Here is a 14,284-nt window from a genome sequence, read left to right as displayed (position 1 = left end):
AGGGGTCACATGGCACCACATCCATGTCTCAGGATGTGAGACACCGCACACGGCGGGCGTGAACCGTTCAGTGCTCGCGTCCCGTGGCGTCGCCGCATCTCCCTTGGCTGAACAGCTGCCGGTGCAGCAACGAAATCTGAAGCCGGCATCCGTATCCTTGGGCGCTGGACGCAACCAACAGGGTGGATGGCTGTGGCACGACGTGGAACGCAGGGAGCACTCCTGGCCGGCATGCTGCTGACCGGCATCGTACAGGCGCAACAGGCTGCGCCGGTGGCGGTGCCCGATCCTGCACCCGTTCCCCCTGAAGATGCGCCGCCTGCCCCGACCGCACCGATCTCCACCACCTTGCCGCAGGACAACGTCACCACCCTCGGCGAAGTGCGTGCGCTCAAGCCCGATGACGAGCCGCTGGACCTGTACCGCTTCAAGAACCCGGTGAAGTTCGGCGATAACCGCTTCAGCCGCGACTGGAGCGAACCACCATCGCCGGAGCAGGTCAGCATGGGCGGTGGCTACATCATGATGGGCGTGGTCAAGGGTGTGCTGGCGGCAGCCAAAGGCATCAACAAACTCACCGGCGGTCCCGACCAGATCCAGGCGGCCGTGGCGCGGCCACCCCCAGAGCTCAGTGCCGAACAGCAGCAGCGCGCGCTGCGGTTCTCACAGGAGCAGGATGCCGGCGACACAGCGCCAGTGAAGTAGGCCGGTATATCCTGCGGGCTCCCCCACCGGTAATGCTGTCATGTCCCTGCGTTCGATCTGCCTGCTGGCCGCGTTGCTGCCGGCCTCCGCCTTCGCGTCCGATATCGCCGATGGCGGCGCCTGCCGCAACGGCGCATTCCCCTCCGAGCAGAGCGGGTTCGCACTGGCGCGGGTGGTCGACGCCCCGCGCCTGTACCTGCTCGGCGACATGGAGGGCTGCCCCGCCAAGGGCGAACCGGCCTGCCGCCAGCGCAGCTATGTGGTCAACGGCGATACGGTGGTGACCGGTCGCGACCTGGGCCGTTACCGCTGCGCGTTCTTCCCGAACAAGGTGGGCGGCAGCGCCGGCTGGGTCGACCGCAGCAAGCTGCAGCCGTTGCCGGTGGCCGTGCCCACGCTGCAGGACTGGACGGGCCACTGGAAAGATGGCGACAACGGCCTGCGCATCACCGTGCAGGGTGGACAACTGCATGTGGATGGCGACGCCTACTGGCCCTCCGCCAACCCCACGCCGGAACAGCGCCCGTACGGGCCGAACCTGGGCCAGGTGGAAGCGCGTGCCACACCGCAGGGTGCCGATGTCGAGTTCGCCGAGGATACTTGCCGGGTGCGTGTGCACTCGCTGGGTGAGGTGCTGATCGTGGCCGACAACAGCGAATGCGGTGGCATGAACGTGCGCTTCAATGGCGTGTACCGGCGCGCGGGAACGCGTTGACCCCGCCGAAAGACGCCAGCCAAGGTTGGCGTCCATCAGGGCAACCGGCCAGTAGATCCACGCCATGCGTGGATGCCGCCCGCGATCCCATCGTCGCGGTCAGCGCCGCCGCTCCAACCACCACAGCAGCGATGCGCACAGCACGAACGCCAGCCACCACGGCCAGCGCGATCCCGGCACGGGTGGCATCACCGACGCGGTTGCCGGGGAGCTGCCCGCCAGCGCTCGCGTGGTTGCATCGATCATTGCCTGCCGATGCAGCGCGGGCGCGTCCTTCGGGTCGAATGCATAGCGCCAGACGGTAGCGTCACCGTGCTGCAGGCGCTGCCAACCCGCCTCGCGCGGCCACCAGCCCGCGCAACGCAGGTCTGACGTCGCGCCATCGACGATCAGCGGCGTGCCTTCGCCGCGTGCGTTGAAGGCCTGCAGCGGCGCCTGCACGCCGCACAGCGCCTGCCGTTCGCCCGCCCAGCTGATCGGCTGTGGCGACCACAGCGCCTCAGCGCTGCCCTGCGCCCGCGCCAGCGTGGCAACCACGCCGCTCCACAGTTCGCCGTGGCGGTCATCGCGGCCGGCCAGCACCCAGCGCCAACTGTCGGTGATGGGCAGCAGGCCGATGCGGCCTTTGCCGGTAGCGCGCCAGCCACCGACAGCCTTGCCGGTGCGATCGTGCAGCAGCGCGTTGCTGCCAGGTGCCTGCAGCGCCAGTGCTTCCAGTGTGGGCAGCGCGGCGTCGTGCGAACTGCGGTCTGCCTCTTCGCCGTAGCCGGTCGGCAGCTTACCCGCGGCGAGCGGGCCACGTCGTGCGGCGAGGACCGCGCTCTCGCCGTCGCCGGGAAGTTCGAGGACCTGGCTGCTGCCATCACCCCGCAGCGGCAGGCCCAGATCGTGCAGGCGCTGGCGCGCGCTGGCCGAAGGCGCGCCCGCACTGCGTACCAGCACGCCCAGTCCTTCGCGCAGCGCCTGCCGCACAGCGGCCAGCTGGGCGGCATTCAATGCCGCCAGGCTGCGCTCGTCCAGCAGCAGCAGATCGCTGCGCGCCAGCGACGCCGCGTCCAGCGGCAAGGCGCCGTCGCCGACGCTCAGGCCGGCACCGGTATCGGCCTGCACCTGCACGCGGATGCCGGCATCGGCTGCCCAGCGGCGCAGGTACTTCAGTTCGGGGCCCGGCGCGCTGGCGCGTACCTGCAGGCGCAACGGCGCCGCCGGCAGGGTCTGCTGCGGCACCGGCACGTTGTCCACCACATGGCCGTCGGCATCGAGCAGGCGCAGCTGGAACACGCTGCGGCCTTCGGCGCGGGTGATGCCACTCAACTGAACGTGGCCATCGTCGGCAACATCCGCGCGATCGACCACGCTGCCGGCCGGGTCGAGCAGTTCCGCCTTTGCCCTGGCAACGCCACGCGCCTGTGCCTGTACCTCGAAGCGTGCGCCGGGCGCGGCGTCGGCCGGTGGCTGCAAGGCGACCCAGCCGCGCGGCGGTGCTGCCGGCTGCCAACGTATGTCGCGTGGCAGTACCGCATCGCGATCGCGTGCGACCAGGCCGGCACCGACCAGGGTGAGCGTGGAGGCCGGATGCTGCCGCAGCGCGGTGGCCAGGTCGGGTACGCGCTTTGCGCCGGGCACATCGGCAGCTTCCGGCAACAGCCACAGCGGACCTTCGCTGGCCGGGAACGCGCCGGCCCTGCTGGCATCGATTCCGAGCACAACCAGCCCGCCTGCGGGTTGCTGGCGGGTGGGCGGCACCAGGCAGAAATACAGCAGCGTGGCGACGATGACCTGCAGCCCGATCACCCCCCAGCGGCGGCCACGGTGCGTGGTGTTGCCGTGCGACTGGCGAACGCTGGCGATCGCCACGATCACAGCGAGTGCCAGGGCGATCCACAGGTTCAGGCCGGAGGGGTTCATGGCTGCGCCTCCAGCGCGTCCAGGTAGCGCTGGCCCATCGCATCGGCGGCACTGCGCCGCATCGCCTGCGGCAGTGGACGCTGCAGCGCCCGCCACAACTGAGCGCGCAGGCGCAGGCGGCAGTCGCGGCAACCGGGCTCGATGCGCAGCTGCTCGATGGCGGCAGCCAGATCAAGGGCATCGGGCAGGTAGGCGGCATTGCGCTGCTGCCAGGCAGCGAGTGCGTCGAGGTCGGGCACACTGGTGTCGTCACCGAGGCGCTGCCAGGCTTCGATGATGGCCGGGTCGGGCGGCGCTCGTGCGGCCAGCGGCAGTTCGCGACTGGCCAGTCCGGTGCGATCGCCGCCGAGGCGACGGCCTTCATCGATCGGCGGCAGCTCCGGTCCCACCCGCGCCAGATAGATGCGTTCGGCCTGCTGCACCTGCTTGATGAACGCCAGTGCCTTGTAGGCGAACGGCAGTGCCTGCTCCGGACGGCCCTGGCGCAGCTCGCCTTCGGCCGACCACATCTGGTCCAGCGCGGCCTTCAGCGTGGCCCGGGTCTGCGGGTCGAGCAGGGTCGCGGCCTCGGCATGGTCATGGGTGTGGCCGTATTCGGAGAGCACATCGGTGGCGCTGCCGAACACCGGTGGGGCATCGGCATTGGCCGGCTTGCCGCCGTGATCGTGGCCATGCTCATTGTGTGCCCCGGCCTCGGCGCCATGGTCGTGCTCGTGCTCGTCGTCGTGGCTGCCTGCAGCTGGCGCATCGCTGGTGGGCAGGTCGCTGGTCGGCGGCGGCTTCGGTGCGCCTTCGCTTTCCTCACCCAGGAACTGGCCGTAGCGCAGACGCAGGATGCGCTGGTCGACACCGATCGCATCGCTGCGCTTCACGAAGTCCTCGGCGGCCAGGCTGCGTCGCTGCCGGATCAGCGCTTCGGCATCGATGATGATCTGCCGCTGGCTGCGGAAGTAGGCCGGCAGCGTCTTCTTGATGCGGCCTTCCAGTTCGGCACCGCGTGCAACCTCGGCGCTGGGCAGGCGCAGGATCACGCTGCTGCTGCGCCCGGCCTGCGGTGTTGGCGCGTGGTTGTCGCGTACTTCCAGCTGGGCGATGACATCGCTGCCTGGCTGCGCGCCCAGCGCAGCCAGGTCGAGGCTGTGCGCGAAACGCCGTGCAGTCGCTTCGCCGCTGCCGGTGAGGCCGACACTGCGGCGAACGAAGGTGATGTTCTCGCCGCTGCCCTGAGTAATGGTGATCGACAGCGTTGCCTGCGTGGCCACGGCGTAGTCATCGCTGGCTTCGAAGCGCAACGACCACTGGCGTTGCCCGGGCGTGCCCAGCACCAGGGTCGCGGCGGGCTCCAGCACGCGCACGCTGGGCGCACGATCAGCGACCACATCCAGGCGATGCAGGCGGGTCTGGGCCAGTGCAGGTTCGCTCACCACGCGGTACAGCACAGGCACGCGCGCCACATCCTGCGCCAGCCACTGCCCATCCTGCTCGCTCAGCGGCAGCCGGCGGCCGTCGTGGAACTGCAGCCATGCCTTGTCCGGCGCGCGATCGAAGCGCAACGACCACGACAGCCGGCTGTCCGCGGCGACCTTGGCATCCAGCGCGTTCTGGGTGCGCGTGGCCTGGCCGGTATAGGCCGGTGCGTCGATCCGCAGGCGGGTGGACTGAAGGTGCAGCGGGCCGGCGGCAGCCGTGCTGACAGGCGCCGATGTGCGGGCCGGCGCGGAGCCGGGGCCGGAACGTGGCCAGCCGAATGCCAGCGCAGTGATCGCCAGGCCTGCGACCCAGCTCAGGGCCAACGCCCTGCGCGGCCAGCGCTGACGCAGGTCCGGTGTCGAGCGCTCCAGCGTGGCCAGCACATGCGCGCGCTGGCGCTGCTGCAGCGGATTGAGCATGGCGGCATCGGCAAACAGCAGGTCGGCACTGTCCTCGCTGGCACCGCTGGCATCGAGCTGGCGCTGCACCCACTGTGGGTCCAGCTGGCGGGCATGTGCCGTGGCGAGCGCTGCGCAGGCGAGCGCGCTGACCGTGCCGACCAGGCAGGCGATATCGAAGCCCGCCAGGCGCAGCGCCAGCGTCGTCGCGGCCAGCGCCCACGGCAGGCCCAGCAGCAGGGTAACGAGTGCACGGCGACGCCGTGCGCGTTGCCAGGCGTGCTGCAGGGTGTTCATGCGGCCACCCTGCGCCGGCGACTGCTGGCCATCCAGCGCTCCAGCGCGAACAGCAGCACGATGGCCAGCAGCAACCACGTGGTTGGCTCACGCGCTGGGGGCGCTATGGCGGGCAGCGCGGCCCGGCGTGGTGCCTGGTCCTGTGCATCGCCGAGGCGCGGTGACGCTGGCGGTTGCAGCGCCAGCAGCAGGGCACGCGGCAACTGCGGGTCGCGCAGCGCAGCGTTGCCTGAGGCATCCCAGTCGCCGGGTAGTGACAGCAGGACGCCGTGGCCGATGCGCTGTTGCCACAGCACTGGTGAGCCGTCGGCGTTGCGCAGCAGGATGCCGGCGTCGCCAGCAGGCTTGCCGGCGCTCACTGCACGACCGCCGTGGCGCAGCCATGCCTGCCAGCTCGCCGGCAGTGCATCGCTGCGGCTCCATACGCCGATCTCGTCGCGTTCGGGCAGGGCATCGGCCGACAGAGGAGCGAGCGGCGCCTGCATGCCCCACGCGCGCTGCAGTGCGTTCACCCAGTGCTGGGCGGCTGCCGGCGCATCGCTGTGCACGCGCAGACGCGGCACCGTCGCGGCACTCGGTTGCGGAGTGGCCGGTATCGGTTGCGGCCGCCACTGCACTTCGCGCGACAGCTGCAGGCGGGTGCCGTCCAGACCGGGCAGGGGATCGGGAACGTGCACGGTCAACGCGGTGCCCGCGGGCAGCTGTGCGTCCAACTCGCGCAGCAGGCTGGGCAGCGATGCGCTGGACGCAGGTGGTGGGTGGTCGATAGCGGGGAAGCCGGGTGCCAGCCAGTGCCAGTTGCCCGCTTCGGCGGTGCCGCGCAGTGCGGTCGCGTCCAGTCCGGGAGCCACTACCGTCCAGGCAGTGGGGACCGGGGCAGGGCCGACCAACGCAGGGCGCGCCAGCAGCATGGCCAATGCAGCCAGCAGCAACAGGCGCACCAGCAGCAACGGCCAGTCATCGAAACGGATGCGCTGGCGCGGGCGGATCTGTGCGCGCAGCCAGCGCAGCGCGGCGAAATCCAGCGGCGTGTACGGATGGCGCCGGGCCAGATGAATCAGCAGCGGCAGCAACCCTGCAGCGAGCGCGGCCAGGCCCAACGGGAACAGCAGGGTCATGCACCGCCCCCACGACCGAACAGCACCTGCAGTGGATGATCCAGCGGCTGGTCGAGCCAGCCGGTGGCACTGGCGATGCCGCTGGCCTGCAGGCGCGACTGCAATGCGTTGCGTGCGTCGGCGAAGCGCTGCAGGTAATCGGCGCGGATCGCCGCGCCATCGCCCAGCAGTTCCTCGCCCGTTTCCGGATCGCGGAAGCGATGGCCGGCGTCGAACGGGAAATCGCGCTCGTCGGCGGTGAGGATCTGCAGCAGCGCTACTTCGCGGCGTGCGCCGGCCAGCTGTTCCAGCAACACGATGCCAGCTTCGTCGAAGCCATCGCCAACTGCCAGCAGCAGGTCGCCCGGGCGTACGCGCTCCCACAGGGGACGCAGGCGATCGGCCGCAGGCCAGCCGCCGCGCGCCTGCAGGGCATGCAGCTGCAGGTGCACGCGATCGCGCTGGCGCGCACCGTTCGCTGCGGGCACCAGTTGCAGTCCATCGCCATTGATCGCCAGCAGGCCGAAACGGTCGCCCTGCTGCAGCGCCAGTTCCACCACGCAGGCGGCCACGCCGCGCATGTGATCCAGGCGCGTGCGCTGCGGTGCCGCGCGATCGGCCTGGCCGGCCGAGGCGGTGGCATCGAGCAACAGCCAGACCGTGATCGGGCTTTCCCGTTCGGATTCGCGCACGAAGAAGCGGTCCGAACGCGCGTACAGCTTCCAGTCGATCTGGCGCAGCTCGTCGCCCGGTTCGTAGGCCCGGTACTGGGCGAACTCGAGGCCGGCACCGCGGCTGCGGCTGGCGTGCTGGCCGATGCCACTGGCACCGCTGGCCAGGCGCGGCCGCAGCCGCAGCAGGCGCAGGCGCGCACGCAGTTCCGGTGGCAAGGTCAGCGGGATACCGGCGTTCACGCGTGGATCAACCCGGGAACGGCACGGCCTGCAGAAGGGCGGCGACCACGTCGTCGGCACGCTTCTGCTCGGCCTCGGCGGCGAACGACAGCAGCAGGCGATGGCGCATCACCGGCGCGGCCAGCGCCTGCACGTCCTCGCGGGTGGCGGCGAAGCGGCCCTGCAGCAAGGCGCGCGCTTTTGCCGCGAGCACCAGCGACTGCCCGGCGCGCGGACCGGCGCCCCACTTCACCCATTGGTTGATCGCCGCCGGCGCGCCTTCGCCTGGCCGGCTCGCGCGCACCAGGCGGGTGATCCAGGCCAGCACGTCGGGGCTGACATGCACCTGCCGCACGGCCGCCTGCAGGGCGATCACCGCCTCGGCATCCATCACCTTCGGCACCGCGTCGGTGGCACCGCCGGTGGTCTGTTCCAGGATCCGCCGTTCCTCGTCTTCGCTGGGGTAATCCACCAGCACATGCAGCAGGAAGCGGTCCAGCTGCGCTTCGGGCAGCGGGTAGGTGCCGGCCTGCTCGATCGGGTTCTGCGTGGCCAGCACGAAGAACGGCGCGGGCAACGCGTAGGTGGTGCCGGCGTAGCTGACGGTGCGTTCCTGCATTGCCTCCAGCAGTGCGGCCTGGGTCTTGGGCGGGGTACGGTTGAGCTCGTCGGCCAGCAGCAGGTGGGTGAAGATCGGGCCCTGCTGGAAGCGGAAATGGCGATGGCCGGTGCCATGGTCTTCCTCCAGCAGCTCGGTGCCGAGGATGTCGCTGGGCATCAGGTCGGGGGTGAACTGCACGCGCCGGAACTGCAGTTCCAATGCCTGGCCGAGTGAGCGCACCAGCAGGGTCTTGCCGAGCCCGGGCGCACCTTCCAGCAGGCAGTGGCCACCGGCCAGCAGGCCGATCAACAGCTGCTCGACCACCGTGTGCTGGCCCACCACCGCGCGTGCAAGCGCGGCGCGCAGTTCATCCAGGCGCGGCAGCAGGGAATCGAGGTCGGGGGAGTTCATGGGCGTGCAGGTCCTGTCAATTGTTCAACGCGTACATCACGATGTTGACGCCAAAGCGGGTGTTGTCTTCGGCCAGGAAGCGCTTGTTGCGCCAGTCGTAGTCCCACTCGCAGCCGTAGTCCTTGTTGCTGTAGAGCAGGCCCAGCCGACCCTCGACCTCGATGCCTTTCAGATAGTCGTGCACCAGGTCGTCGCCCCAGCCGTTGAGTTCGAAGCTGGTGGCGGGCGGACCGTCCGGGAAGCGGAAGAAACTGCGGTACAGCGCGTGGCTGTTGGGCAGTTTCTGCAATGCCTTCGGGCCGAACAGCCGGCCCATCTGTGCCTCGAACGAGGTGGCGAACAGGCCGTCAATGTCATGGTTGCAGTCGTCGACGAAGACGAAGCCGCCATTGCGCACGTAGCGCACGAAGTTCTGCCGTTCGGCGGCGTTGAACTCCACCAGCGTGTGCCCGGCCAGGTAGCAGAACGGCGCTTCCAGCATGCGCGGGTCGGCCAGGGCCACCACGTGTTCCTGCGGGTCCACGCGCAGCGATGTGTAGTCGATCAGCGAGGTGATCAGGTTGGATGGCATGCGCGCGTCCACGTCCCAGTCACCGGAGTCGTACTGCAGGCGGGTGAACCAGAAGTCATAGCGCGAACTGCGCGGGCCTGCCTGTGCCCAGGCCGGCAGCGCCGCCGCCGAAGCGGCAGCGGCCAACCAGCGCAGGCAGGCCCGGCGATCCATCAGACCGCGTCGGACAGCGAGGTGAAGGTGAAATCGCGCAGCTTCATCGGCGGGATCATCATCACGTAGCTGGATTCATCACCGGCCACACGCACCGGCTTGCCCAGCTCTTCGATGTTGTTGAGCATGATCACCGGCGACTCGTTGAAGCGGAAGTTCTTCACCGGATGCTTGATCTGGCCGTTCTCGATGTAGAAGGTGCCGTCGCGGGTCAGGCCGGTCAGCAGCACGGTCTGCGGATCGACCATGCGGATGTACCAGGTACGCGTGACCAGGATGCCCTTCTGGGTGCCGCGCACCAGCTCGGCGGTGCTCTTGTCGCCACCGCTCATCAGCAGGTTGCCCGGCGAGGCCTTGGCGGTCTTGCCCTGCTTCTGCGCCCAGAAGCGCGAGTAGTCCAGATTGGCGATCCTGCCGTTCTCGATGATGGCCATGCGTTCGCGCGGCAGCCCTTCGTTGTCCCACGGCAGCACCGGTGCATCCGGATGCCACGGGTCGGCGATCATGGTCACGCGCGGGTCGTAGACCTGCTCGCCCAGCTTGTTGCCGCCGCCCTTCTTCGACAGGAAGCTGCGGCCTTCATCGGCCGAGCGTGCACTGAAGAAGTTCATCATGAAGCTGATCAGGCCTGCCGCTGCGGCCGGTTCCAGGATGACCGTGTACTTGCCCGGTTCCAGTGCCTTGGCTTCGGCCGATTCGGTGGCCTTGCGCATGGCGATGCGGATGTCCTGGTCAGCCTTGAAGTCCGCCGCGTCCTTCAGGTTGCGGCCGACCCAGCCCGAACCGCGGCCATCTTCGGTGCGCACAGTGCAGGTGTAATCGAAGTTGGTGGTGCGCTGGTAAGCGAAGTTGCCGTTGCTGTTGGCGGTGGCCTGGAAGCCCTGGCCGTCCTCCAGGAAGCCGGCGGCGACCAGGCCGTGGCCGCGGCACGGGGCGATCGAATCGGCAGCGACCTTGGCACGGAAGGCCGGATCGATCGCGGCGGTGGATTCGCTGAAGGTCGGGCTGGCGCGGTAGCTCTGCTTGCCGATGGCCGGCATGAACTCCGGGTTCTCCGGGGCCAGGCGGGCCAGGTCTTCGGCACGGCGTACCACGCGTTCCAGCGCGGCGTCGTCGAACTCGTTGATCGAGGCGGTGCCGACGCGCTTGCCGAAGGCGACGGTGACCGCCAGCTCGGTGTTGTCGACGATGCCGCTGGTGGAGACATTGTTCAGCGCGAAACGGATGTTGCCGCTGATCGCACCGGCCAGCACGGCGGTGCACTCGTCGGCCTTGGACAGGGCGATGACCTTGTCGAGGATGGCCTTGGCCTGGGCTTCGGTGAAGATACTCATGTGTAAGGGCTCCTGACCGGTCAGCCGAGGCTGCGTGCGGTGTTGATGACGTTGATGCCGTTGAAGCGCGCGGTGGACGAGCCGTGCGAGACCGCCGAGACCTGGCCCGGCTGGCCCTTGCCGTCGAAGAACGAACCGCCCAGGCGGTAGTCACGCTCGTCGGCCACGGCGGTACAGGCGTTCCAGAATTCCGGCGTGCGGATCTGGTAGGCCACGTCTTCCAGCATGCGGGTGATCTGGCCGTTCTTGATCTCGTAGAACAGCTGGCCGCCGAACTGCGCGTTGTAGCGCTGCTGGTCGATCGAGAACGAACCGTCACCGATGATGTAGATGCCGTTCTCCACGTCCTTGATCAGGTCCGGCACGCTCAGCGGCTTCTTGCCCGGTGCCATCGACACGTTGGCCATGCGCTGGAACTGAACGCTGGACCACGAGTCGGCATAGCAGCAGCCGTCGGACTCGGTCTTGCCGAGGATGTGCGCCTGGTCGCGGATGGTCTGGTAGTCCACCAGCTTGCCGTTGCTGATCAGGTCCCAGCGCTTGCACTTCACGCCTTCGTCGTCGTACGCCACGGCGCCGAGGCTGCCCGGCTGGGTCTTGTCGGCGAAGATGTTGACCAGCTCGCTGCCGTACTGGAAACGCTGTTCGCGCTTGTCCAGGGTGGCGAAGCTGGTGCCGGCGTAGTTGGCTTCGTAGCCGAGCACGCGGTCCAGTTCCAGCGGGTGGCCGATCGACTCGTGGATGGTCAGCCAGGTGTGCGACGGATCGAGCACCAGGTCGTACTTGCCCGGCTTCACCGACGGTGCCTTCAGCTTTTCCTGCGCCTGCCGGGCGGCGGCGATGGCGTCTTCCTTCATGTCGTAGGAAGAACTGTAGTTGACCACGCCATTGGGGCTGACCACCTTGCCCGCGGCGGCGCCGTCCAGGTACTCGTAGCCCAGGCCCATCGGCGAGGACAGGCCCGAACGGGTGCGGAACTTGCCGCTGGCCTTGTCGATGGCGGTGACCGTCATCGGCGCCCAGATGCGATGCACGTCCTGGTCGATGTAGGAACCGTCGGTGGAGGCGAAGTACTTCTGCTCGTTGACCAGGAACAGCATCGAGTTGACGAAGCTGGCACCGGCGCCCATTGCGGCGGCGTTGACGTCCAGCAGCAGGCCGACCTTGTCCTTGATCGGCACCTCCATCGCATTCTTGCGGATCGGCGTGCGCCAGCTCACCTCACCCACGCCCGGCGCCTTGGCCAGCTGCACCGGCGCGGTCTGCACGCCGGCATTGGCCTTGGCGATCGCGGCCGCCTGCTGCGCTGCCTTGGCCACGTCGGCGGTGCCCAGCGCGTTGGTGGCGGCAAAGCCCCACGCACCATTGACGATCACGCGGATGCCGACGCCGGTGGACTCGGTGTTCACCACGTTCTGCACCTTGTCCTCGCGGGTGATCACGAACTGCCGCAGGTAGCGGCCGATGCGCACGTCGCAGTAGGTGGCACCGGCCTGGCGGGCGGCAGCCAGCGCCGCATCGGCCAGGCGCTTCTTCAGCCCCAGGTCCAGCGTGCTCTGCAGCTGCTCGGCGGCGATCACCTTGCCGAAGAAGGAGGGCACGATCAGCCCGCCCGCGGTAAGCCCGGTCAGGGCCAGGAAGTCACGTCTTTGCAAGGCTGCTCTCCATGTCGAAGGATGGGTGGCTCAAGCGCCGAGACTGCGCGCGGTGTTGATGATGTTGATGCCGTTGAAGCGGGTGGTGGATGAACCGTGCGAGACCGCCGACACCTGGCCCGGCTGGCCCTTGCCATCGAAGAACGAACCGCCCAGGCGGAAGTCGCGTTCATCGCAGATGGCGGTGCAGGCATTCCAGAATTCCGGGGTGCGGATCTGGTAGGCCGCATCCTCGACCATGCCGGCGATCTTTCCGTCCTTGATCTGGTAGTACAGCTGGCCGCCGAACTGCGCGTTGTAACGCTGCTGATCGATCGAATACGAACCGCGGCCGTGGATGTAGATGCCGTTCTCCACGTCCTTGATCATGTCCTCGACGCTGAGCGGTTGCTTGCCCGGCGCCAGCGAGACATTGGCCATGCGCTGGAACTGCACGCTGGACCAGGAATCGGCATAGCTGCAGCCATGCGATGCATCGCGGCCGAGGATGTGGGCTTCATCGCGGGTGGCCTGGTAGTCGACCAGGATGCCGTCGCGCACCAGGTCCCAGCGCTGGGTCTTCACGCCCTCGTCGTCGTAGCCGACCGCACCGAGGCTGCCGGGCTGGGTCTTGTCGGCGAAGAAGGTGACGATGTCGCTGCCCCAGCGGAAGCCGGCATCGCGCTTGTCCAGCGTGGCGAAGCTGGTACCAGCGTAGTTGGCCTCGTAGCCGAGCACGCGGTCCAGCTCCAGCGGGTGGCCGACGTTCTCGTGGATGGTCAGGAACAGATTGGACGGGTCCAGCACCAGGTCGTACTTGCCGGGCTTCACCGATGGCGCCTTCAGTTTCTCGCGCGCGTGGCGGGCGGCCGCAATGGCGTCCTCGACCGGGTCGTAGGAATCGCGGTAGGCAGTGATGCCGCCGGGCAGCTGCACCTTGCCGCGCGCATCGCCATCGAGGAACTCATAGCCCATGCCCATCGGCGAGGACAGGCCGGCGCGGGTGCGGAATTTGCCGCTGGCCTTGTCGATGGCGGTGGCGGTGAACGGCAACCAGATGCGGTGGATGTCCTGGTCGATGAACGAGCCGTCGCTGGAGGCGAAGTACTTCTGTTCGTTGACCAGGAACAGGGTGGAATTGATGTAGTCGGCGCCCGCATCCAGCGCAGCGGCATTGAGCGCCAGCAGCAGCTCGACCTTGTCCTGGATCGGCACCGCCATCGCGTTCCTGCGGATGGGCGTCTGCCAGCGCACTTCACCGACGGACGGCGTGGGTGCCAGTTGCACCGGGCGGGTCTGGATGCTGGCGTTGGCGCGGGCGATTGCTGCGGCCTGCTCGACCGCTGCGCGCACGGCGGCCTCGGTCTGCTGATGGGTGGCAGCAAAGCCCCAGGCACCGTTGACGATCACCCGCACACCCACGCCGGACGATTCTCGGTTGGTCACATTGCCGACCTGGTGCTCGCGGGTGATCACCGACTGGTTGAGGTAGCGGCCGATGCGCACATCGCAGTAGCTCGCCTTGGCCGAGCGTGCGGTGGCCAGCGCGACCTCGGCCAAGCGCCGGCGCTGGGCGGTATCGACCGGCGCCAGCAGCTGCTCGGCGGCGATGGCACGGGAATGCGGCAGCAGCAGGCCGGCCAGGCCCAGGCCGGAAAAAGCCAGGAACTCACGTCGTTGCACAGCGTTTCTCTCTCTCGCTTGCGGTCGGCAACGCGCCGGACCGATCACGTCAACTCCTCGACTTTCGCCAGCGCGGCGCAACCGGGCAAGTGACTGCAGTCATGGTTGGGGAGGGTTTCGGCAGGGCTTGCAGCCCTGCACCTGCTCAATGCAACGGCAACGGCCAAAGCCAGAGCCAGAGCCAGAGCGGCATTCCGTGGGTGGGCGGGGCGGTGTCGGATTGCGGGGACGCCGTGAATCCGTCCATGGAGGCTTGGCAGCCGCATCCATGCGGCTGACACCCCGCAATCCGACACCGCCCCACCTCTGACAGATTCCTGCGGCTGTTGGTAGGTGTCGACCTTGGTCGACACATCTGTCAGGTATCGAAATGAATCCGGGGTCAGATCCGTTTTCCACAGGAAAACGGATCTG

Annotated in this window: 11 protein-coding genes; 2 read left to right on the top strand and 9 right to left on the bottom strand. The window is 68.5% G+C overall.

The window, feature by feature from the left end; genetic code table 11:
* Nucleotides 1-186: 186 nt before the first annotated feature.
* Nucleotides 187-705: a hypothetical protein gene (locus AB839_RS14535; RefSeq protein WP_061479909.1), complete on the top strand. Its 519-nt coding sequence runs from the start codon at nt 187-189 to the stop codon at nt 703-705.
* Between the two features lie 40 nt (nt 706-745).
* Nucleotides 746-1,420 carry a hypothetical protein gene (locus AB839_RS14530; protein WP_061479908.1) on the top strand — a complete coding sequence of 225 codons (675 nt, stop codon included), beginning with the start codon at nt 746-748 and terminating at the stop codon, nt 1,418-1,420.
* Nucleotides 1,421-1,519: 99 nt separating this feature from the next.
* On the opposite strand, the gene AB839_RS14525 is transcribed toward AB839_RS14530, so the two are convergent.
* Genes AB839_RS14525 through AB839_RS14485 form a run of 9 tightly spaced genes read right to left on the bottom strand, consistent with a single transcriptional unit; the run spans nt 1,520 to nt 13,870 of the window.
* On the bottom strand, nt 1,520-3,328 hold the full coding sequence (locus tag AB839_RS14525; protein ID WP_061479907.1) for a hypothetical protein: 1,809 nt from the start codon (nt 3,326-3,328) through the stop codon (nt 1,520-1,522).
* Nucleotides 3,325-5,493: a hypothetical protein gene (locus AB839_RS14520; protein ID WP_061479906.1), complete on the bottom strand. Its 2,169-nt coding sequence runs from the start codon at nt 5,491-5,493 to the stop codon at nt 3,325-3,327. The genes AB839_RS14525 and AB839_RS14520 overlap by 4 nt, the downstream gene beginning before the upstream one ends.
* The gene (locus AB839_RS14515) at nt 5,490-6,611 is read right to left on the bottom strand and encodes a BatA domain-containing protein (protein WP_061479905.1); all 1,122 of its coding nucleotides are present in this window, start codon (nt 6,609-6,611) and stop codon (nt 5,490-5,492) included. The genes AB839_RS14520 and AB839_RS14515 overlap by 4 nt, the downstream gene beginning before the upstream one ends.
* Nucleotides 6,608-7,504 carry a DUF58 domain-containing protein gene (locus AB839_RS14510; protein ID WP_061479904.1) on the bottom strand — a complete coding sequence of 299 codons (897 nt, stop codon included), beginning with the start codon at nt 7,502-7,504 and terminating at the stop codon, nt 6,608-6,610. Before AB839_RS14510 ends, AB839_RS14515 begins: the two co-directional genes overlap by 4 nt.
* A 7-nt stretch (nt 7,505-7,511) precedes the next feature.
* The gene (locus tag AB839_RS14505; RefSeq protein WP_061479903.1) at nt 7,512-8,495 is read right to left on the bottom strand and encodes a MoxR family ATPase; all 984 of its coding nucleotides are present in this window, start codon (nt 8,493-8,495) and stop codon (nt 7,512-7,514) included.
* A 16-nt stretch (nt 8,496-8,511) separates the two neighbouring features.
* Complete coding sequence (locus AB839_RS14500) at nt 8,512-9,219, bottom strand: DUF4159 domain-containing protein (RefSeq protein ID WP_061479902.1); 708 nt, start codon at nt 9,217-9,219, stop codon at nt 8,512-8,514.
* Nucleotides 9,219-10,553, bottom strand: coding sequence for a TldD/PmbA family protein (locus AB839_RS14495; protein ID WP_061479901.1), 1,335 nt, complete (start codon nt 10,551-10,553; stop codon nt 9,219-9,221). Before AB839_RS14495 ends, AB839_RS14500 begins: the two co-directional genes overlap by 1 nt.
* 20 nt (nt 10,554-10,573) lie before the next feature.
* The gene (locus AB839_RS14490) at nt 10,574-12,208 is read right to left on the bottom strand and encodes a TldD/PmbA family protein (protein WP_061479900.1); all 1,635 of its coding nucleotides are present in this window, start codon (nt 12,206-12,208) and stop codon (nt 10,574-10,576) included.
* Nucleotides 12,209-12,238: 30 nt separating this feature from the next.
* Nucleotides 12,239-13,870 carry a TldD/PmbA family protein gene (locus AB839_RS14485; RefSeq protein WP_061479899.1) on the bottom strand — a complete coding sequence of 544 codons (1,632 nt, stop codon included), beginning with the start codon at nt 13,868-13,870 and terminating at the stop codon, nt 12,239-12,241.
* Nucleotides 13,871-14,284 lie beyond the last annotated feature (414 nt).

Origin of the sequence: Stenotrophomonas sp. DDT-1 (assembly GCF_001580555.1) — a bacterium.
Lineage (GTDB): Bacteria > Pseudomonadota > Gammaproteobacteria > Xanthomonadales > Xanthomonadaceae > Stenotrophomonas > Stenotrophomonas sepilia.
This window is presented reverse-complemented; position numbering and strand designations above follow the sequence as displayed.